The 18,553-nt window shown below is 41.7% G+C and carries 18 protein-coding genes, 1 tRNA gene and 1 other RNA gene; 12 read left to right on the forward strand and 8 right to left on the reverse strand.

What is annotated here, in order from left to right:
* Nucleotides 1-4: 4 nt before the first annotated feature.
* The 5 genes from hisF (at nucleotide 5) to RAM70_RS10395 (ending at nucleotide 3,006) form a co-directional block, all read left to right on the forward strand.
* Nucleotides 5-769 carry an imidazole glycerol phosphate synthase subunit HisF gene (hisF, locus tag RAM70_RS10380; RefSeq protein WP_045358486.1) on the forward strand — a complete coding sequence of 255 codons (765 nt, stop codon included), beginning with the start codon at nucleotides 5-7 and terminating at the stop codon, nucleotides 767-769.
* Nucleotides 770-1,013: 244 nt separating this feature from the next.
* Complete coding sequence (locus RAM70_RS10385; protein ID WP_002796074.1) at nucleotides 1,014-1,214, forward strand: hypothetical protein; 201 nt, start codon at nucleotides 1,014-1,016, stop codon at nucleotides 1,212-1,214.
* 119 nt (nucleotides 1,215-1,333) lie between these two features.
* Nucleotides 1,334-1,406, forward strand: a tRNA-Ala gene (locus tag RAM70_RS10390).
* A 250-nt stretch (nucleotides 1,407-1,656) separates the two neighbouring features.
* Nucleotides 1,657-1,851, forward strand: a complete 195-nt coding sequence (locus tag RAM70_RS22950) for a hypothetical protein (protein ID WP_072024799.1) — start codon at nucleotides 1,657-1,659, stop codon at nucleotides 1,849-1,851.
* 57 nt (nucleotides 1,852-1,908) lie between these two features.
* Nucleotides 1,909-3,006 carry an AI-2E family transporter gene (locus tag RAM70_RS10395; RefSeq protein ID WP_045358485.1) on the forward strand — a complete coding sequence of 366 codons (1,098 nt, stop codon included), beginning with the start codon at nucleotides 1,909-1,911 and terminating at the stop codon, nucleotides 3,004-3,006.
* 238 nt (nucleotides 3,007-3,244) lie between these two features.
* Here the strand turns inward: RAM70_RS10395 and RAM70_RS10400 are convergent, their stop codons facing one another.
* A complete protein-coding gene (locus tag RAM70_RS10400; protein ID WP_190380591.1) occupies nucleotides 3,245-4,084 on the reverse strand; it encodes a reverse transcriptase-like protein in 840 nt (279 codons plus the stop codon).
* Between the two features lie 221 nt (nucleotides 4,085-4,305).
* Here RAM70_RS10400 and RAM70_RS10405 point away from each other — a divergent pair, with 221 nt between their 5' ends.
* The 3 genes from RAM70_RS10405 to RAM70_RS10415 all read left to right on the forward strand — a co-directional run bounded on the left by RAM70_RS10405 (nucleotide 4,306) and on the right by RAM70_RS10415 (nucleotide 6,056).
* A complete protein-coding gene (locus RAM70_RS10405) occupies nucleotides 4,306-4,539 on the forward strand; it encodes an Asr1405/Asl0597 family protein (RefSeq protein WP_190380590.1) in 234 nt (77 codons plus the stop codon).
* A gap of 53 nt (nucleotides 4,540-4,592) precedes the next feature.
* Nucleotides 4,593-5,168: a (2Fe-2S) ferredoxin domain-containing protein gene (locus RAM70_RS10410; protein ID WP_312673620.1), complete on the forward strand. Its 576-nt coding sequence runs from the start codon at nucleotides 4,593-4,595 to the stop codon at nucleotides 5,166-5,168.
* Nucleotides 5,169-5,405: 237 nt separating this feature from the next.
* Nucleotides 5,406-6,056: a DUF3782 domain-containing protein gene (locus RAM70_RS10415; protein ID WP_045358474.1), complete on the forward strand. Its 651-nt coding sequence runs from the start codon at nucleotides 5,406-5,408 to the stop codon at nucleotides 6,054-6,056.
* Nucleotides 6,057-6,092: 36 nt separating this feature from the next.
* On the opposite strand, the gene RAM70_RS10420 is transcribed toward RAM70_RS10415, so the two are convergent.
* The 5 genes from RAM70_RS10420 to RAM70_RS10440 form a co-directional block, all read right to left on the reverse strand.
* A complete protein-coding gene (locus tag RAM70_RS10420) occupies nucleotides 6,093-7,364 on the reverse strand; it encodes an MFS transporter (RefSeq protein WP_312673622.1) in 1,272 nt (423 codons plus the stop codon).
* Nucleotides 7,365-7,373: 9 nt separating this feature from the next.
* An RNA gene (gene ffs, locus RAM70_RS10425) (signal recognition particle sRNA small type) lies at nucleotides 7,374-7,470 on the reverse strand.
* Nucleotides 7,471-7,556: 86 nt separating this feature from the next.
* Complete coding sequence (locus tag RAM70_RS10430) at nucleotides 7,557-8,693, reverse strand: DUF58 domain-containing protein (protein WP_312673624.1); 1,137 nt, start codon at nucleotides 8,691-8,693, stop codon at nucleotides 7,557-7,559.
* A gap of 1,568 nt (nucleotides 8,694-10,261) precedes the next feature.
* Nucleotides 10,262-11,281 (reverse strand): long-chain acyl-[acyl-carrier-protein] reductase, encoded by a 1,020-nt coding sequence (locus tag RAM70_RS10435; protein WP_045358472.1) that lies wholly within the window; start codon nucleotides 11,279-11,281, stop codon nucleotides 10,262-10,264.
* Between the two features lie 147 nt (nucleotides 11,282-11,428).
* The gene (locus tag RAM70_RS10440) at nucleotides 11,429-12,124 is read right to left on the reverse strand and encodes an aldehyde oxygenase (deformylating) (protein WP_045358471.1); all 696 of its coding nucleotides are present in this window, start codon (nucleotides 12,122-12,124) and stop codon (nucleotides 11,429-11,431) included.
* Nucleotides 12,125-12,667: 543 nt separating this feature from the next.
* Here RAM70_RS10440 and RAM70_RS10445 point away from each other — a divergent pair.
* Nucleotides 12,668-13,576, forward strand: a complete 909-nt coding sequence (locus RAM70_RS10445) for an IS5-like element ISMae4 family transposase (RefSeq protein ID WP_312675885.1) — start codon at nucleotides 12,668-12,670, stop codon at nucleotides 13,574-13,576.
* Between the two features lie 33 nt (nucleotides 13,577-13,609).
* Nucleotides 13,610-14,626, forward strand: coding sequence for an IS4 family transposase (locus RAM70_RS10450; protein ID WP_288016859.1), 1,017 nt, complete (start codon nucleotides 13,610-13,612; stop codon nucleotides 14,624-14,626).
* Between the two features lie 526 nt (nucleotides 14,627-15,152).
* On the opposite strand, the gene RAM70_RS10455 is transcribed toward RAM70_RS10450, so the two are convergent.
* Entirely contained in the window at nucleotides 15,153-16,073 is a 921-nt protein-coding gene (locus RAM70_RS10455) for a LysR substrate-binding domain-containing protein (protein ID WP_287999989.1), read from the reverse strand.
* Nucleotides 16,074-16,219: 146 nt separating this feature from the next.
* Between RAM70_RS10455 and RAM70_RS10460 the strand changes: the two genes are divergently transcribed.
* Nucleotides 16,220-16,903 carry a cadmium resistance transporter gene (locus tag RAM70_RS10460; protein ID WP_045358469.1) on the forward strand — a complete coding sequence of 228 codons (684 nt, stop codon included), beginning with the start codon at nucleotides 16,220-16,222 and terminating at the stop codon, nucleotides 16,901-16,903.
* A gap of 137 nt (nucleotides 16,904-17,040) precedes the next feature.
* On the forward strand, nucleotides 17,041-17,475 hold the full coding sequence (locus RAM70_RS10465) for a YidH family protein (protein WP_002762666.1): 435 nt from the start codon (nucleotides 17,041-17,043) through the stop codon (nucleotides 17,473-17,475).
* Nucleotides 17,476-17,485: 10 nt separating this feature from the next.
* Here RAM70_RS10465 and RAM70_RS10470 read toward each other — a convergent pair whose 3' ends face one another.
* Nucleotides 17,486-18,283, reverse strand: coding sequence for a sulfite exporter TauE/SafE family protein (locus RAM70_RS10470; protein WP_312673626.1), 798 nt, complete (start codon nucleotides 18,281-18,283; stop codon nucleotides 17,486-17,488).
* Between the last annotated feature and the right edge of the window lie 270 nt (nucleotides 18,284-18,553).

The raw sequence follows: 18,553 nt of genomic DNA on the forward strand, positions 1-18,553 counted from the left end.
GGATATGTTAGCGAAGCGGATTTTGCCTTGTTTGGATGTCAATAAAGGTCGGGTAGTTAAAGGAGTTAATTTCGTCAATCTTCAGGATGCTGGCGACCCCGTGGAGTTGGCCCGCTTGTATAATCAGGCAGGGGCCGATGAGTTGGTTTTTCTTGATATTACTGCTACCCATGAAGATCGCGACACGATTATTGATGTAGTCTATCGTACGGCGGAACAGGTTTTTATTCCTCTGACCGTGGGTGGCGGTATCCAATCCTTAGAAAATATTAAAAATTTGTTAAGAGCCGGGGCCGATAAAGTCAGCATTAACTCGGCTGCCGTGCGCGAGCCGGAATTGCTCGATCGAGCCAGCGATCGCTTTGGGAAACAGTGCCTTGTGGTGGCGATCGATGCTAGACGACGTAAGGATGTGCATAACCCCGGTTGGGAGGTTTATGTTCGGGGTGGACGCGAAAATACGGGTATTGATGCTTTATTATGGGCGCAAGAAGTGGAAAAACGCGGGGCGGGTGAGTTGTTAGTTACCAGTATGGATGCTGACGGCACGCAAGCGGGTTACGATCTGGCCTTGACAAAAGCGATCGCGGAAAGGGTGGAGATTCCTGTGATTGCTTCGGGAGGAGCAGGTAATTGTCAGCATATTTACGAAGCATTGACGGAAGGGCGGGCAGAAGCGGCTTTATTGGCTTCTTTGCTCCATTATGGTCAATTAACCATCGCTGAGGTTAAAAATTATCTGCAAAATCAACAGGTCCCCGTGCGTTAGCCCGAAAATGAGGGACAGATTTGCAGAACTTAATCTAGTGATTGAGTCGCTTTTCCGGGATAAGGATTTCTTCAGGCTTAAACCCAAGAATAGCAAGGTTTAGACCTATTACTGAAAGCTAATGGCTGAGGGCTGACAGCCGTGATCGAGAAACCGGCAAAAAATCCCTGTTTTTAACTTCCCTCCGATTATCCCCAGGGAAAATTATGTATTAGAATAGAGGAAAGTTAACAAAATTTAAAATATGTTAGTTCCGATTCTCATCTTTGACCTCGGTCTTGTGGCTTGGTCATTGCATCTGATGCAGCAAGCGTTCGACAAGCAAGAGTTTTCCTTGATGCTGGCGGGAACCTTGGTGGCAGCAGCGGCAGCGGCTATGTTAGTAGTTTATTTCCTCATGGGTCACTGTTTAACCTATTTAACCCAAATTCCGGCTCCTGTCTAAATGGGGGCGATTGTTTTACCATTGTCTTATCAGCGATCGCCTTTTGAGTGACAAATTTTTTTCTCGTCCCCCCTTGACAAAATGATTCTATTTAAGCTATATTCAAAAATGGTCTTCAAGGGGTTATAGCTCAGTTGGTAGAGCACCTCAATGGCATTGAGGGGGTCAGCGGTTCGAATCCGCTTAGCTCCATACAGTTAGGATAAGAGTTTCAGGGTTACTGGAACCAAAAAAGTAACGAGGAGATGGTAAATTGAAAGGGGATTTCTAGTTAGAAAAGTCTCTTTTTACCTCGATACTCTCTCAGGACAAAATTAATAAACCTCTTGCATAATTAATTTTTGAGGGTTCAAAAACGGCAAAAACAAGGATTAAATTACATAAAATCTGGAAATAGACCGTTTAATTGATTATTATTCATTCTTAATTCTGGCTCTTCGGTTTGTCTTATGCAACGGACAGGGTTATAGGGAATGAAACTCTTATAGAGAAAGGCACTTGGCGATTTTTGTCAATTTTTTTCGATCTAGAGCGAACTAATCAATTAAATCTTTTGCCAGACAAGGATTTAGTCGATTTATGCCACCCTATCGAACCATACCAAGTAACGAAGAGCCTTAATTCTCCTGACTACTGACTACTGACTACTGACTCCTAACCCTAACAACAATTTTTGATTTTTACAAGAGGTCTAATGATAGAGCTTTTTAAGCAACTACCTCGTTGGTTGCGGCTAAGTCTAGTTTTTCCGCTCTTATTTCTCAATGGTTGGTTATTATTCCAATTATTTAGCTATCTAGAACCCTTAGTCAGTATTTTTGTCACTGCTAGTTTACTAGCTTTTGTCTTAGATGTTCCCATCAAACTGCTGCAAAGACGCGGGGTTAATCGCAGTGGTTCGATCGCTATTGTCTTTTTAATTGCCCTATTAATTTTGATTGTTTTAGGTTTAATTTTAATTCCCCAGATTGTCGAGCAATTAAGCAGTTTAATCAATAGTTTGCCCCAGTGGATCGAGTCGGGAACCGAACAGATACAAAATTTAGAAAAGTGGGATAAAACTCAGAAATATGCGATTTATATCGAGCAATCAATCACCCAGTTATCGGAACGACTAACCAATGTTTTACAAACTCTTAGCACGCAATTACTCAGCTTTGTGCTGGGAACTATCAACAGTATCCTAAACATTCTCTTTGTTCTGGTTCTAACTGTCTTTCTGGTTCTCTATGGCGAACAAATTTGGGAGGGAATTTTTAGCTGGATTCCTGCTCCCTGGAATTTCAAATTAAGAACGATTATTCGTCAAACTTTTGAAACCTATTTTGCTGGTCAAACCATTTTAGCGGGAATTCTCAGCCTTGCTCAAATTTTTGTTTTTGTGGTTCTCAAGGTTGATTATGCCCTATTATTCGGGGTGGCGATCGGTCTAACTACATTAATTCCTTTTGCCAGTGCCTTTACCATTATTGGCATTAGTACCCTACTGATGTTTCAAGATTTTTGGTTAGGGTTAAAAGTTTTGACCCTGACCATTATTGTGGGTCAAATTAATGATAATGTCATCGCCCCTCGGTTAATGGGAGGTATGATCGGACTTAATCCCGTCTGGATTATTCTATCTCTTTTTATCGGGGGCAAAGTGGCAGGAATTCTCGGTTTATTGATAGCAGTTCCCATCGCTAGTGTGCTGAAAAGTACCATCGATATCATCCGCTCGCAGCAACGGGAAAAAGAACCGGTAGTTTTCCTAGAAGAAACGGTGAAAAATTCCTCAGAGGAGGGCAAATAATCATAAATCCTGTTTAAAGGGAAGTGGGGTGTGGGGTGTGACCCCCCCAACCCCCCCGACATCGGGGGGGCAGGGGGGGGTGTGGGGTGTGGGGAGAACAAAGCTGCCTTTTGCCTTTTGCCTTTTGCCTTTTGCCTTTTGCCTGTCCTGATATGTAGCTTATACTCAACGGATTTAGTATGACTCCTGGCTCCTAATGACTGATAACTGATTACTGATAACTGATAACTGATAACTGTTATGAGCGGCTAATTTCTTCGAGAATAGCCATCGCTTCTGTCACCCTATCCCTAGGGATAAATAAATGATCGTGATAATAACCGGAAATGACATTGACGCTAATTGCCGCTTCGGACAGTTTCTCACTAATCACCGCTAAAAATCCCACCGCCGCTAAACTAGAATGCACAGAAAGAGTAATTTGTCTATAAATATATTTGTACTGTAATCCTGTGCGATCAGCCTGCTGACGGGGAATAATCACCGTTATGCCTTCCTCTTCCTGAAATTGGCAGATAGGGGTTAATTGTAGCTGTTCTAGTCCTGTTGCTGTTAGGGAAGAGAAAACGAATTCTTCGGTATTGAGGATTGGTTTCAGGGATTGGAGCAGAATATCGAGATTAGTTTCGCCTTCCTTCGGTTTTTCTGGCGATTTTTTCGCCGCATCCATACAATGATTGGCAGCAGCGTCAGCCAAACTATTTTTAGCTCGTTCAATCCAGCACCAGCTAATGCGATCGAATTGGGCGACTAATTGACAAGTACGCTGATAAAAGGGACGTAAACTATCGCTTTTTACCTTCCAGTCTCCCTTAACTTGATTGATGACTAATTGACTATCTCCGCGAATTTCTAGGCTTTTTAAGCCTAATTCTTGGGCTTTTTCCAATCCAATAATCAATCCCGTGTATTCGGCCTCGTTATTAGTGGCTCTCTCCATATATCTAGTCGTAGTCAAGGAATTACCCTCGGCTAAAACTATTACCGCTGCACCTGCTGCTCTCCCCGGATTGCCGCGAGAACCACCATCAAAATAGAGAATTGCTGAATTATCGGTTTTTTGAGCTTTTTTATCCATAATTTTCCTCAATAAATCTTGTTATCTCCATTTTTATCCCTTTGACAATTCTAGGAGGTAGGGATTCCGGGACCGGCAAAGCGGACAAGCAAGATTTTAGCTGATCGCCGCTGCCGGGTAACTTTTTTTCTTCAGGTTATTGATAATTATTTGCAGTTGTCGGTTATACTGAGAACATCAGCCTAGAGTTATATTGCTAATAATTCTCAATTAAAAGCCCCATGAGTATAGACAAATTGCCATCGGAAGGTGAGAAAATCTTCCCTCTTAGTGCTTGGGAGCGCTGGCAGCTCTACCACTGGCTGCAGGCCGTGGACATTGAATGTAAATGCTCGCTCCATAAGCTTTTGCAGGTTCGCATCGATAGCCCCGCTCAACTTTTACAGCTGTGGATTGTCCTGCGACAGGTAGGGGTTTCTCGAGGCTGTTTAATCGCTTGGCTGGAAACCTGTTGACAAGCATAATCTTTGAGAAAAATTAGCAATCTGAGAGTAAAAAGTAAGAAATTATGTCAAAATCTGCAACTGCCATGGTTCCCTTTCAAGTGGTCGGTCAATTCCTCGGTTTTGTCCTCAAGGACGGATATAAGGTAAAATACCTGAGAATCAGTGTTGATAAACGGGAATATTGGTTGAAGCCCGAAAAAACACTGCGAGACCACATACCTCTTAATATTGCTCTCCACTCATGGCTAAAAGTGACGGGAGAAAGTAGTCTTTGTTCAAAAAAGGGAAAATTAAAACTTAGGGTACTAGGGATTGAGCATTTATCCGGCGAAAAAACCCCAGAAGTCACCCCGGCAAAAGCGCAAAAAGCCACCGTCTTAATCTGTCAGAAGTCCGATTGTTGGAAAAATGGCGGTGCGAGAGTCTGCCAAAGGTTAGAGAGTGGTTTAGAGGAAAAAGGACTGGGAGAAGCGGTGAATATTAAATTAACCGGCTGTTTAAAACAGTGCAAAAAAGGCCCGAATCTGGTGGTTATGCCCGATAAAACCCATTATAATCAGGTAGCTCCCCAAGATGTCCCCTCCCTAATCGAGCGGCATTTTGCCACTTCTGAGCAAGGGAAGAGCCTATCAGTTTAACCGGAAATTTAATCGATCTTTTTTGTGCATCAAAGGGAGGAAGTGCCTAAAATTGTCATAAATTAGGGGTAGAAAAAGTCAATTCTTGCCGCCGATAATTGATTATCAGGGTAAGCTCATCTAAAATCCTATAAGATGTACTTGACAAAAAAGAGAGCATGGAAGGTTAAAAAGTAGGAAGTATCGGCGCGATTGACTAAAATAACAATAGACTAGATCGGAAGGAAACAATTATTTATGGCAACCACATCCGAAGATGTATGGCGACTCTTAGCGGAATTAACTACCGCTCAAAAAGAAACTGACCGACAACTCAAGGAAACTGACCGACAACTTAAGGAAGTTAGTCAACAACAGAAGGAGACTGAACTACTATTGAAGGAAGTTAGTCAACAACAGAAGGAAAACGCCCAACAACAGAAGGAAACCGACAAACAACTCAAGGAACTGGGCAAACAAATTGGGGGACTCGCTGCCAAATTCGGCAGCTTTACCGAAGGACTTGCCCTTCCTTCAATGGAAACGATTCTCGGACAACAATTTGGTATGGAGGTTATCAGTCCCAGTGTCCGAGTCAGTAAAGAAGGACAACACATAGAAATTGATGTTCTTGCCTATACCAATGGTGAGCTAAATACTGCTTATATCGTTGAGGTTAAAAGTCATGCCAAAGAGGATTCTATTACACAATTAAAAAGTATTTTGCAACGGTTTCGCCGCTTTTTTCCTGAACACAAAGATAAAAAACTCTATGGCATATTAGCTGCCGTTGATTTATCCCCGGAATTACGGGAAAAAATTCTACAAGAAGGGTTTTATGTGGCTCGGATTCATGACCAAGTATTTGAATTAGATATTCCCGATAATTTTCAACCTCAAACCTATTAAATAACCCTGTACTAGGAAAAACTTTTTCAGTAAGCTTTATTGTAATTGTCCGCGCAGAGCATAACGATCTTTTTCTAAACCGAAAGCGAAGAGAAAAGAATGGCTTATAGTGGGGTTAGAAAGAGTAAAAAAGAGAAAGAGAGCGATAACAGCTAATCCTGACGATAAACTAAACATAGTTTTGTAGGAAATTGCTAAAACCCCCAGAATTGGACCTGCTAAGGCCGTTCCCACATCAAAACCGCCGATACAGATAGAATAGGCCCGGCCGCGTTCTTGGGGACCAGAGCGATCGGAGATTAAAGCCAGTAACATAGGGAATAAAATCCCCCCTCCCGTACCTTCGAGGATAGCGGCTAAAATTAAAGCGGAAGGAGATCGAGCAGAAGATAGAACCAACATGGATAAACCATAGCAAAAAACGCTAATAGTGATGAATAAACCCCGTCCATAGCGATCACTGGCTCCTCCCGACAAAATCCGTCCGATTACCCCCGATACTGCCGCACAACTGTAGAATAGACCGGCACTGAAAGGGATCTGATTTTCGAGGAGAAACAGGGGTAAAAAAGCGACTAAACCGCCGAATAAAGTCCCCACCAGTAGAAAAACTAAGGTGGGGACTAAAAAAGCTCGCTCTTGACATAATGCCCAGAAACTGCGCTCAATTGTCTGATTTTCTGCCTTCATTTCGGCTAATTTTTTCTTGAAGTCCGGTTCTTGAATGGAGAAACTCAGGAGAAAGGCGATCGCTCCTGAAGTGGCGGAAACTAGAAATAAACCGTTATAACCGATCGATTTGTAGAGATAACTGCCTAAAGCTGGACCGATTCCCATGCCTATGGGTGCAGTTAGGCTCATATAACCAATTATCTCTCCCCGTTGACGAACGGGGGAAAAATCCACCACTAGCGTACTGTAACCGGTGGTAAAAGCGGCGATACTGAGGCCATGGTAGGCGCGGACGGCGAATAAAGAGGAAAGATCGCGAAAAAATAGATAACCGAGGGGTGCGGTAGCGGCGACAATAGTTCCAAATAAAACCACTAATTGGCGACTGCGGCGATCAACTAGATTGCCTAACCAACTGCGCGATAAAATTAAACCGATAGCAAAGGCCCCCATGACAAAACCGATATCTTGTTTGCTACCGCCTAGGGAGTCAATATAGGTGGGGAGAGTGGGGAGGAGAGTGGTGATACTTATCCAGAAAAACAGCGCCGTGACGAAGAGGAAGAGTAGTTGACTACGAGTCTCGGCAGTAAGCGATCGAAAAGTTTTGAAAGCGTTCACAACAGCGACCGTCACAGGCAACAAAAAGACCCGGAGATCACGCCAGTCACAAGCATCCCGTATTGCTGCTACCTTCCGGTCCTGACAAGGTTAAGGCGTTGCGATCGCATGAGTCCGAGTCTTTTTCATCATAACATCTTTTTCGGGGATACCGGTATTTTTTTCTGGAGAATTTCCTCTCAATCTAGACTGTGAACGGAAATTTTCTCAACGAGGGGGTTTTTGCAATTGTTGTTGTAGAGAAGTTTCCGCTTCGATCGCCAATCCGCTAAACTGTCGGATTAAGAGTGAAGGACTCTCCCTAGAATCGGCAGCGAGGAAAAATAACCAACGGCTGCCGGGGGTGAGTTGTTCGATGGAATTGAAGTTACTTGTCAACCAAATTACAGGTAAATTAGGCAGATTGGCGTTTTTTTGACTAGCTTTTGCGTCTATACTGGCTAAAGTCTCTAAAATGACCCTTTCCCCCTGAATTAAACCCGTTTCACCGGTCCAGAGTTTCACATTTAATTGCCGACGATGGGCATAAAAATAGAGGGAAGCAGCGGCAATAATCGCCCGTTCAAAACTGTCTTCTTGCCAATCACAGAGGGTATCGAGACAGATAATCACTTCCTGTCCTCCCGTTAACACTTCTAATTCCCGAATTTGCAATTCTCCCAAACGGGCGCTAGTTTTCCAGTGAATTAAACGGGTAGAATCCCCGTGGCGATATTGTCTCAGGTTACGGGTAAGTCCTTGACTAGCCCTTTGATAATAGCGATTATTTTCTAATTTTTGTTCCATCTCTTGACCGAGGGAATCGATCAGGGGACATTGTTGTAAGGGTAAAACTTGGGGATAAACTAAAGCTTTAGCCGCTGCTTGACTACAACGACGACACCAAAATAAACCGAGAGGGGCTGCTGTTCTTAATTGTACTTCTTGCCAGTGATAAATACCCCGTTTACTGGTGGGTAAATAATAGGTCCAACGATGGCAACTTTTGGGGGCAATCGCTTCTATTGGGGTTATTTTTGGCTGATCGAGAACTATAGGCAGCATATCTGTCACTTCTAACAGATTTATCGGCTGATTGCTAGTATTTTCTATCTCTAGGCTAATACTAAGATCGTCTCCCGCACTTACGGGTACAATGGCAAGACGACGCACTTTCAGGGGAAGAAGGGAACGACGGGGTAAAATTATCGATAAAATTAAAACAGCGATCGTCGTGCCACAGATAGCATACAACCATCCCGCCATGGTATTAGTCGCCGCTCCGAAAAAACAGAGGGTAATGCCAATGATTACCCCACCACCGTAAGCGGGTAAAATACCGCGATCTTCTAACCAAGTTTTCATCAGGAAAAAATCTAGTTCTAGTCAGGGTTTAGTGGTTTTGTCGTCTTTGCTAGAAAGCTAAAAATCAGTCCCACACTTCTATAATTCCCCCAAAAACCCTGAGAAACTATCAAGGATATCGGACTGATCAGCTAAGGAAGTTCTCTTCCTTGCCACTCTTGCCATTTTTCTTAACAAAACTTAACAATTGATGGCAAAATTTTGCTTGCTTTTGTCTGGAGATTTTGGGATAATATTTTTAAAAGAGTTTATTTATAATCGTAATCTAAGCATTCAATGGTAAACACGACCATCCCATTATATGACAATCATAACCCAAGCCGCCGTCAAAGTCAAGCCCTCACTCCTAATTATTTAGGGCTGGCTGAACAAATCTAAAAACCTTGTTGGATAAGACTTTTAGACTTTTTTGAAATCCAAAAGTGCCTGGCATGGGAGTGATCAGGGGGAAACTTCAGGTACTTTTTCCCTGAAAATTGAGTAATTGACCAGATGAGATCGGTAAAACCCTACACCCCAGATCCCACGACAAACTTTTTGCCGCAAACCCTAGATTTAGTCAGGGTTTATTGGTTTTGTCGTCTTTGCTAGAAGGCTAAAATTCAGGCCCACATCTCTATAATTCCCCCAAAAGACCTCTAATCAGCGAAGGGAGTCCTATCCCTTGCCACTCTTAGGATTTTTCTTAACAAAATTTAACAATTGATGGCAAAATTTGGCTGGCTTTTGTGGGCAGATTTTGGGATAATATTTTTAAAAGAGTTTATTCATAATGGTAATCTAAGCACTTGCAATTAAACACAAACATCCCATTATGAGACAATCATAACCCAAGCCGCCGGCAAAGTCAAGCCCTCACTCCTATTATTATTAGATTTCTTGCATAATTAATTTTTGAGAGTTCAAACTCACCGTTCGCTCATTTCTCGAACCGAAAATTTGATAAATTGTCTCAAATGCAGTCTAGCAAACGCATTGAGCGTTCTACTCGAATATTTATTAGTACAAAAAGACCATTTGGAAGTTAACGAATTGATCAGGGTTTGAGCGAGTCAATTGGCGATCGCATTCGGCACTTTTCTGCTTACCTTATTCGCTAAAAAGCATACAGGATAAAGGTTAAAGCAATTTTAAAACCCTTCCCTTAAAAGAGTAAGCGAACAATGAGTCGAAGGCTCTGCCTTAAAGTAGTATTCAGGTAGAACCTCAACAAAGCGTTCCCAGGTAGAACCTGGGAACGCGCTAAAATTCAGGCCCACATCTCTATAATTCCCCCAAAAGACCTCTGATCAGCGAAGGGAGTCCTATACCTTGCCACTATTGGGATTTTTCTTAACAAAATTTAACAATTGATGGCAAAATTTGGCTGGCTTTTGTGGGCAGATTTTGGGATAATATTTTTAAAAGAGTTTATTTATAATGGTAATCTAAGCATTCAGTGTTAAACACGAACATCCCATTATATGACAATCATAACCCAAGCCGCCGTCAAAGTCAAGCGCTCACTCCTAATTATTTGTCGCCTGAAACTTCTAATTCCCTGGTCGGTGGGGGGTTGGGGATATTAGTTAAAATAACAAAGGTTGAAAACCGTGTTTGCGGGAAGCTGCGCCGATTTGTTCCATTTTAGGGACGGTAATTTGATTGCGTCCCCAAGAAAAATTAGTTTGCCAACCCTCCAACTCTAATAAAATCGCCTCGGCAAAACAGGCAAACATTTGACGAGAGGGAATATCCATATTAACGATTTTCATAATTTTCCAGTCAATATCGAGGGAATGCTCGACAATGCCGCCCTTAATCACCGAAATATCGGGGGCATTTAACACCGTGCCTAAATTTTTCGGATAACCACCATCAATAATAATACAGGGGCGCTTGAGTTTATCCACATCAATTTCCACCCCTTTAGGCATACTAGCCACCCAAACAATGATATCAGCTAGGGGTAAAGCCTCCTCTAGGGGAAGAATTTTACCGCGTCCTAACTCCTCTTGGAGAGATTGTAAACGCTCTTGATTGCGTGCCACATAGATTAGTTTTTTTGTATCGGTTTTTTCATTTAACCAACGACAAACGGCGCTGCCGATATCTCCGGTTGCCCCGCAAACCACGACGGTAGATTGAGCTAAATCGATGCCCATTTTTTCAGCGAGGGTTTCCACCTGAGTGCAGATGACGTAAGCGGTGTGGGTGTTACCTGTGGTAAAACGGCCAAAATCTAGCTCGATATTCCGCACCTGTCGATTATCTTTGAGATTAAATTCCTCGAAAATAATTGAAGAAAAACCACCGAGTGCGGTGATATTGATATCACTTTTTTGAGCGAGTGCCATGGCATTTAGCACCTTACGAATAGCAGACTTTACCCAACGATTCGACAACATCTCCGGTAAAAAACAGGATTCGATATATTTCCCTCTGATGGTTTGCCCCGTGATGCTGGTGACATGAAAATCATCGACAATTTGCGGGGGGGCAGCACACCAAAAATCTAATCCCTGGTTAGCATATTCAGGATAACCTAGATCGTCGGCGACCGATTGGGCGTGTTCTAAACTGGTAAGATGACCTATAAGACCAAACATTGATTGTTCTTTCGTTAGACTAGATGGCACTAGATAAAAATGAGGATATTGCTAAGAAATCGTTAAGACTCTTAAATATATTACACAAAAGCGCCGCTCTGTGTTGAGCGGCAGCAGGGAAAAAAAGGAAATCTAGAGACTCAAGCTTTAGACAGCAGTTAATCCGTAGGCAGACATCCGCATAATATCACGGGTGCTGAAACCAATATTGCTTAAAGCTTCCCCGTAGCTAATCATAAAGTCTTCCACGAGGGCCTCTTTTTCCATACCGAGGACGCGAGCATCATCCTCGACTTGATTGAGCATTCTCCAGACAATGGGAAGATTAGCGCGATTTGCCGCTTCTAATTCCTCTTTAGCGGTTTCAAAGTTCGCTTTTAGCCATTCTTCGCCAAAATTGAGATGTAAATATTCGTCTTTAACTACGCCTTCGGTAATTTTACGCGCAAAAGGATCGGCAACAGGAATATAAATATTATAGGCAGCGATCGCAAAAGCTTCGATAATCAAAGATTGGATCAATAAACAGGTGACGATTTTACCTTCTGCGTAGGCAATTTGGAAGTTATCGTGCAGAGAGGAAAAGAATTCTTGAGCATACTCCATATCAGGAGTGATTTGCAAATTTTGGCCGCAAGCTTGAAAACCCTTCATGTGACGGTTTTCCATTTTTGCCAGACGGTGTAACTCTTCTTTGTTATCGGCAAGGATGTCTGCTAATTGAATATAATTGCTATTGGCCTCGTATTCGCCTTCAATAACGATGGCATTAATGCGACTATAGGCTGATTTATAGGTTTCGCTAGTGAAATCAAGCTCTAATGGTACAGCAAGCTCTGGCATAAACTCGATTGACTCCTATTTCTGACGAGATTTTTCCGACGTTCTTTCCAGTCTAGGGTAAGCTTTCTAGATGGAGTTATCTTTTTACGAGTCTAGCTCGATCGGTCTTTTTTGTATAGGTTGCCCTGAGAGGCTTACTTCCCAAGTAAGCTAGGCAATTTTGATAGCCTTCACCCCACAACCCTGACAGCTGTGCATTAGACATCTATTCAATCACATTTAACAGCGTGCCTCAAATCGTCTTCGACCTCTTCACCACAGTTTCAACCCTCAAGCGCCAACTAAACCCATCTAAATCCACCGAACAAGAAACCACCAAAGTCGGCTATATTACTGAACTTCCCCGTTGACAAAAAGCGACAACTTTTGCCGGAGGAGGGATTAAGAGAATTTCTGCTGCCCCGTTACTGAGTACAAATTAGACCTCTTGCATAATTTTTTTATGGTATAATGGAGGGTTTTGCTTTTTTCTCAATTCTTAGATTGAAGTGGAAAAAAGAATAAAATGTGATCTTAGGTCAGGAAATCATCTATAATTTTGCTATGTTTATTAGCAAAATTATGGATTATCAAAACTTATCAGATGAACAATTCAAACGCCGTTTCGGTGTGTATAAACAAACATATAGAAAGATGGTAGAATCAGTAAAAAGTGTTGAAGCCGACTCTAATTCACCATCTAAAAGGGGACCGAAACCTAAACTATCTATAGAAGAACAAGTTTTAGTAACGTTAGAATATTGGCGAGAATATAGAACATATTTTCACATTGGTACAAGCTGGGAACTATCAGAATCAACTATAGGTCGGATTGTAAATAAGACGGAAAAAATGCTTTTACAATCGGGAAACTTCCGTTTAAAAGGAAAAAAAGCTTTACTCAATCAAGCAGAGATACCGGTCATAACGGTAATGGATGTAACGGAAACTCCCATTGAACGCCCCCAAAAGAAACAGAAAGATTTTTTGGGGGGTAAAAGAGGTTATCATACTTTAAAATCCCAATTAGTAGCTGATCAAAATACAGAGGAAATTATCTGTGTCTTTTGTGGGAAAGGTAGAGGTCATGATTTTAGTTTATTTAAAAAAAGTCGAGTTCGTTTTCATCCTTTAACTACCAGCATAGAAGACAGTGGTTATCAGGGAATAGATGCATACCATAGTAATAGTTATACACCGAAAAAGAAATCGAAAAATAGAAAATTAACAGAGTTAGAAAAAGAGTATAACAAGGCTTTAGCCAAAGAAAGGATTATCATTGAACCTATAAATAGGAAACTCAAAATCTTTAAAATCTTATCCTGTAAATATCGGAATCGTCGTCGAAGATATAGTTTAAGAGTTAACTTGTTGGCGGCTATTTATAACTGTGAGTTAGGGATAGGTATAGCAGCAGAAGTGTTGAACGTTGAGAAAAGTCAGAAAAAAAATGCTATTATAGATAGAATCTAGACAACTTATTCCCCTCACAATAGGGAGTTTGCCCTGATGACGAATTTTTCAAAACTCATAAAAGAGCTTCTCAAACCACTGCCTAAAAATGACTACCCCGCTTTAGATACTTTTACATTTTTGTCCTGTTGGATTGGTTTTGCTTTAGATAAAAGCATCGTCAGTATGAGGGACTTATGCAGTAGAATGGTACTTCAAGGAATTAATGTAAATTTATCCACATTTTCTAAGGCAAGCAAAATTAGAGAAACAAGTCCATTTGAGAAAGTCATTGTCGAATTAAATAAGCGTTTAGTTGCCAAAAAAGGAATAGAGAATGCGCGAGCTTTATTTCCTATTGACTCAACAATAATTAGCTTAACCAGTAAATTACTATGGTCCCAGGGATGGCATCAAGTAAAACTATTCTCTGGTCTTAATAGTATCACAACAGAGGTGGTCGGAATACTCATCCATTTTGGTCAAGGTCATGACTCAAAAGAAGGAGGAAAAACGATAGAAGCAATTCCTGTAAATGGAGTTGGAGCAATGGATAGAGGATTTGCGTCTAATCAAAGAATCACCGAATTATTAGAGAGTAGTGACAAGCATTTTGTCTTGAGAGTGAAAAATAATATTAGCCTAGAGATGCTCGAAAATGGCAAGTGTAAACTCGGAAAAGATAAAAGACAAATAGAAGTAAGAGTAGTCGCTTTTTGCGACCTAGAAAGTCAAACAGAATTTCGGCTGGCGACAGATTTACCTCTAGAAGGAGAAGGAGCAGTTAGTAATGAAGAAGTTGCCGAAATTTACATCCAAAGATGGCAAATAGAACTGCTGTGGAAATTTTTAAAAATGCATCTAAAGTTGGATAATCTAATCACTAAAAACGAGAACGGAATCCGCCTACAGATCTATAGTTGCATTATCGCTTATCTGATTCTACAGCTAATAGATATTGAAGAAGGATTTGGGAAAAGCTTATTAGACAAACTGCGCTATTTACAGAGTTTCATGTGTCAACATATTAGCTATGTACACTGGTTCCGGAGGATTGTCTATTCAATTTAAAATTTGATGTTATAGGGGTATTATGCTTGTCAATGTAAAGTTTTATTACAGGATTCAACGTTTCTGGTATAGCAGCTTCTTAAAAGTTGCCTAAAGATTAATCAAGTCAAGGAGAATTTATTCTCAATTTTTATAATTGAGATAGTTTGTGCCGCTTAAATAAAGAGGTTTTGATAACCAAATTAAAGCAGCTCTAAAGAGTTTTGAGTTAAAAGTTAAACTTCAAGTTTTCATTCAGGACAAATGTACTGATTAACTAATTTTTTGGGGAAAATTAGTTAACCCATCATTATAACATATAATTAATTTGCAAGAGTTCTATTAAAGAAACCCCTAATAAATCTAACACCTTTTGTTGCAGAGAATTCGGTCGAGTTATCTTGAAAAACGTACACTCTACTCTGTTCAAACAAATCGTCCCCAAGTCCTCCAATTCACTACCCCTAATCTCTCTTTTTTGCCAAAGATAATTTCCCTGACATAGCTTTATTTTCTCTCGGTTTAATTTTTGGTGACTTCTATCAGATTACAACATCTGCTCGAAAACTTGACAGACGCGGGGTTGAAAGCGCTGACGGTGTTTTATTTTTAAAAAAGGGCGCGTAAATTCGAGATAGCGAGGGGATAAACCGGAAGTATCGATGACTCGAATCGATCGCAATGTGCCTAATTCTAATTCCTTTTGAACCATCAATTCGGAAATCCCGGCAGCTGCCGAACTATTCTCGATGATTGCCTTCACCATTTCTCCCGTATTTAACAGCAAAGTCACCTTTAATGTCCGTAAATCGATGCCCCAATTCCGTAGCGCTTCCTCGAATCTTTGTTGAGTTCCCGATCCCGATTCTCGCATTACCCAAGGGGTTTCCACTAATTCCGGCAATTCGATCGCTTCTCTTTTATACCAGGGATGAGAACGTCCGACAATAATTAATAAGCGATCGCTGCCGACGCTCTCCTGTTCTAAACAATGTGTTAAATCACTCTTGACTTCTCCCTCGATTAATGCTAGGTCAAAACGTCCGTTAGCCGTACCCAGACAGATTTCTTCCGTATTAGCTAGGGTGCAATTGATCTTAATTGCTGGATAGCGCTCCTGAAAATCGCTAATTTTTGCCGGCAGCCAATAGTTACCAATAGTCAAACTCGACCCTAATTGTAGTTCTCCCCGTTGCAAGTCGTTGAATTCCGCCAATCCCCTTTCTGTCAAAGTTACCTGGGTGAGAATGCGTTGCGCTTCTAATTGCAGTAAACGTCCTGTTTCCGTGATCTCGATGTGACGACCGACGCGGTGGAATAATTTCACCCCGTATTCATTTTCTAGGGAGGCAATGGCGGCACTGACGGCCGGTTGGGTGATATATAAAGCTTCTGCTGCTTTGGTGAAGTGGAGATGTTCGGCAGTCGCGAGAAAGATTTCCAGTTGATCTAGGGTCATTCTGGCCATGGCAAGGGGTTTTTTGTCTCTATTGGTCTTTCCATCATTTTAATTTATTAAATCAACAAGAAAGAATATTTGATTTTATTAATGGCTCTTTCTAGAGTGGAGGTAGGGCGATCGAGACCAGAAGAGCCGATTAAGAAAAAAATCCTATGACTACCATGATTACTGCCATATCCACAGCAATAGCGGCGTTTATTGCCACTAATCTCGATGACATCCTGATTTTGACGATTCTTTTCGCCCAAGTCAATAAACTTTTTCGCCGTCGTCATATCGTTATCGGTCAGTATTTAGGCTTTATACTGCTGATTTTGGCGAGTTTAACCGGCTTTTTCGGGAGTTTCTTGATTCCGGCTCAGTGGATTCGTTTTCTCGGTCTGTTACCCGTGATTTTCGGGATTAGGAGTCTCTGGCAGCGAGAAGAAACCGAGACGGATAATAATGTGGAGATGGCTGTAGAATCAGCACCGTCTTCTCCTTTGGCGGCCTGGTTTTCCCCTCAAACCGGCGCTGTGGCGGCAATTACCATCGCCAATGGCAGTGATAATATCGGCATTTATCTGCCGCTGTTTGCTAGTAATACCTGGCCAAATTTAGTCACTATCGTCAGCGTTTTTCTGATCTTGGTGGGTGTTTGGTGTTTTACTGCTCATCAGTTGACTAAATTACCGGCGATCGCTAATTTAATTACCAGTCACGGCAGCCACTTTGTCCCCTGTGTGCTGATCGGTTTGGGTGTGTTTATGATCAAGGAAAGTCTTCTCCTGGCTTTCTTGGCCTTATCCTTAAGCTATGGATGGGCGCTTCTCCAGCAGCAAGCAGAATCTATTTAATTTTTAATTCAATACAAATACATCTAAAAAGAGATTTTAGATTTTTTCAATACCATCTATAACTCAAGTGCCATAGAATAACATCATCTTATCTTTTCAAGCGGTCAACTTGAAACCGCCCCCTAGCCATCTCGATCATGTTATTTTTTCTCAAATCGCCAGTGACGGAAAGCAAGACCAGCATTAAACCGAAAAAAGTCAATCCCAATCGAGTCCGCGATCATCTGGCCAATGAACGCACCTATCTGTCTTGGATGCGAACGGCGATCGCATTAATGGGTTTTGGTATGGTTATCCTGCGCTTACGGGCCTTTCATCCTCCTCTGGTTCCCAGGCCCGGTTATGGTTGGAAATTAGGCTTAATGTTTGCTTTAGTGGGTTTATTGACCGTATTTTTGACCACAGCCCATTATTTTACAGTCAGACGAGATATAGATGAAGATACCTACGAACCAGCCGATCGATGGGTGCTACTATTTAGTTTAGCGATCGTTATTCTCGGTGCGGGAATTATCTATTTTGTCGCCACCAGTCCCGATCTGTTGATGGGTAGTATGATGACCTTCGAGTGAACTCTGGGGATTAGGTTGGTTGGAGTAAGCGCCAACTGACCGTGACCAGAATAGTATAAAGCAGTATTTTTAGGGCATTTTTGGGGAAATATTCCGATAATCTTGCTCCCACTACTACCCCCGGTATTCCACCCAACCAGATGGGAAGTACCAGATTCCAATCTACCGTTCCTAATCCCAGATGACCAATGGAAGTACAGGTTAAGAGGATGGACGCTTGCGATAGATCTGTACCGACTAATTTGCGAGAATCAAGGTGAAAAAAGGTCATCAAGACCAATGCAAACAAGGAACCACTGGAAATACTGGTTAAACCGACCAAATAGCCTAAAACTGCCCCTAATATCGTTGTTTTTATCTGACCAGAGCGAGTGGTTAAATCTAATTTTGGCCAGGACCAAGGGGACAAATCGGGAAAAAATAAGGAGATTAGTAGTTCCAGGGCCGCTAGGACAGTCACGATCATCAAGACAAGGCCGATGATAGGAGGCAACCATTGATCGAGATTGAGGGAGCTATTCTGCTGAAAATAGCGAAAACCGACTAATCCTAACAGAGAACCGGGTACACTGCCAATTACTAGCCATTTTACCACCTCTAAGTCGATCGTTTGCTGTTGCCAGTGACGAACGGTGCCGACCACTTTCATCAACCCGGCCGCTACCACATCGGAACCCACTGCGGTGGTAGCGGGAACCTGAAATACAAAGATCAATAGGGGTGTAATCAAGGATGAACCGCCAATTCCCGTTAATCCCACGACAATTCCGATAAAAAAGCTAAATATTGTCAATAAAGAATAGTCCATTTTTGCCTCAGTTGTCTCTTTTCTCCGGTGTGTTTCTGGTGGTTAAGGGACAAAATTAGTTAATTAAGCCTTTAGAACCGACTAAAAGAGCAAAAAACAGTAATAGTAAGCTTTTATCTCTGTTTAATCTTTTAGTCTCTGTTTATAACCAGTAATCTCCCGAATCGAAACTTAATTTTCTTGCTATCTTGTAAAATGTAAGTGTATTTTAATACGATTGCGATTGAATCATGGTTAAAATACGGTCAAACCCTATACATTTTTTTGCCA

The organism is Microcystis wesenbergii NRERC-220 (genome assembly GCF_032027425.1).
GTDB lineage: Bacteria > Cyanobacteriota > Cyanobacteriia > Cyanobacteriales > Microcystaceae > Microcystis > Microcystis wesenbergii_A.

What these genes read in the sequence shown, in the direction of transcription:
- hisF (WP_045358486.1), top strand. Translation starts at nt 5, where the DNA reads ATGTTAGCGAAGCGGATTTTGCCTTGTTTGGATGTCAATAAAGGTCGG.
- RAM70_RS10385 (WP_002796074.1), top strand. Translation starts at nt 1,014, where the DNA reads ATGTTAGTTCCGATTCTCATCTTTGACCTCGGTCTTGTGGCTTGGTCA.
- RAM70_RS10395 (WP_045358485.1), top strand. Translation starts at nt 1,909, where the DNA reads ATGATAGAGCTTTTTAAGCAACTACCTCGTTGGTTGCGGCTAAGTCTA.
- RAM70_RS10400 (WP_190380591.1), bottom strand. Translation starts at nt 4,084, where the DNA reads ATGGATAAAAAAGCTCAAAAAACCGATAATTCAGCAATTCTCTATTTT.
- RAM70_RS10405 (WP_190380590.1), top strand. Translation starts at nt 4,306, where the DNA reads ATGAGTATAGACAAATTGCCATCGGAAGGTGAGAAAATCTTCCCTCTT.
- RAM70_RS10410 (WP_312673620.1), top strand. Translation starts at nt 4,593, where the DNA reads ATGTCAAAATCTGCAACTGCCATGGTTCCCTTTCAAGTGGTCGGTCAA.
- RAM70_RS10415 (WP_045358474.1), top strand. Translation starts at nt 5,406, where the DNA reads ATGGCAACCACATCCGAAGATGTATGGCGACTCTTAGCGGAATTAACT.
- RAM70_RS10430 (WP_312673624.1), bottom strand. Translation starts at nt 8,693, where the DNA reads ATGAAAACTTGGTTAGAAGATCGCGGTATTTTACCCGCTTACGGTGGT.
- RAM70_RS10435 (WP_045358472.1), bottom strand. Translation starts at nt 11,281, where the DNA reads ATGTTTGGTCTTATAGGTCATCTTACCAGTTTAGAACACGCCCAATCG.
- RAM70_RS10440 (WP_045358471.1), bottom strand. Translation starts at nt 12,124, where the DNA reads ATGCCAGAGCTTGCTGTACCATTAGAGCTTGATTTCACTAGCGAAACC.
- RAM70_RS10445 (WP_312675885.1), top strand. Translation starts at nt 12,668, where the DNA reads ATGTTTATTAGCAAAATTATGGATTATCAAAACTTATCAGATGAACAA.
- RAM70_RS10455 (WP_287999989.1), bottom strand. Translation starts at nt 16,073, where the DNA reads ATGGCCAGAATGACCCTAGATCAACTGGAAATCTTTCTCGCGACTGCC.
- RAM70_RS10460 (WP_045358469.1), top strand. Translation starts at nt 16,220, where the DNA reads ATGACTACCATGATTACTGCCATATCCACAGCAATAGCGGCGTTTATT.
- RAM70_RS10465 (WP_002762666.1), top strand. Translation starts at nt 17,041, where the DNA reads ATGTTATTTTTTCTCAAATCGCCAGTGACGGAAAGCAAGACCAGCATT.
- RAM70_RS10470 (WP_312673626.1), bottom strand. Translation starts at nt 18,283, where the DNA reads ATGGACTATTCTTTATTGACAATATTTAGCTTTTTTATCGGAATTGTC.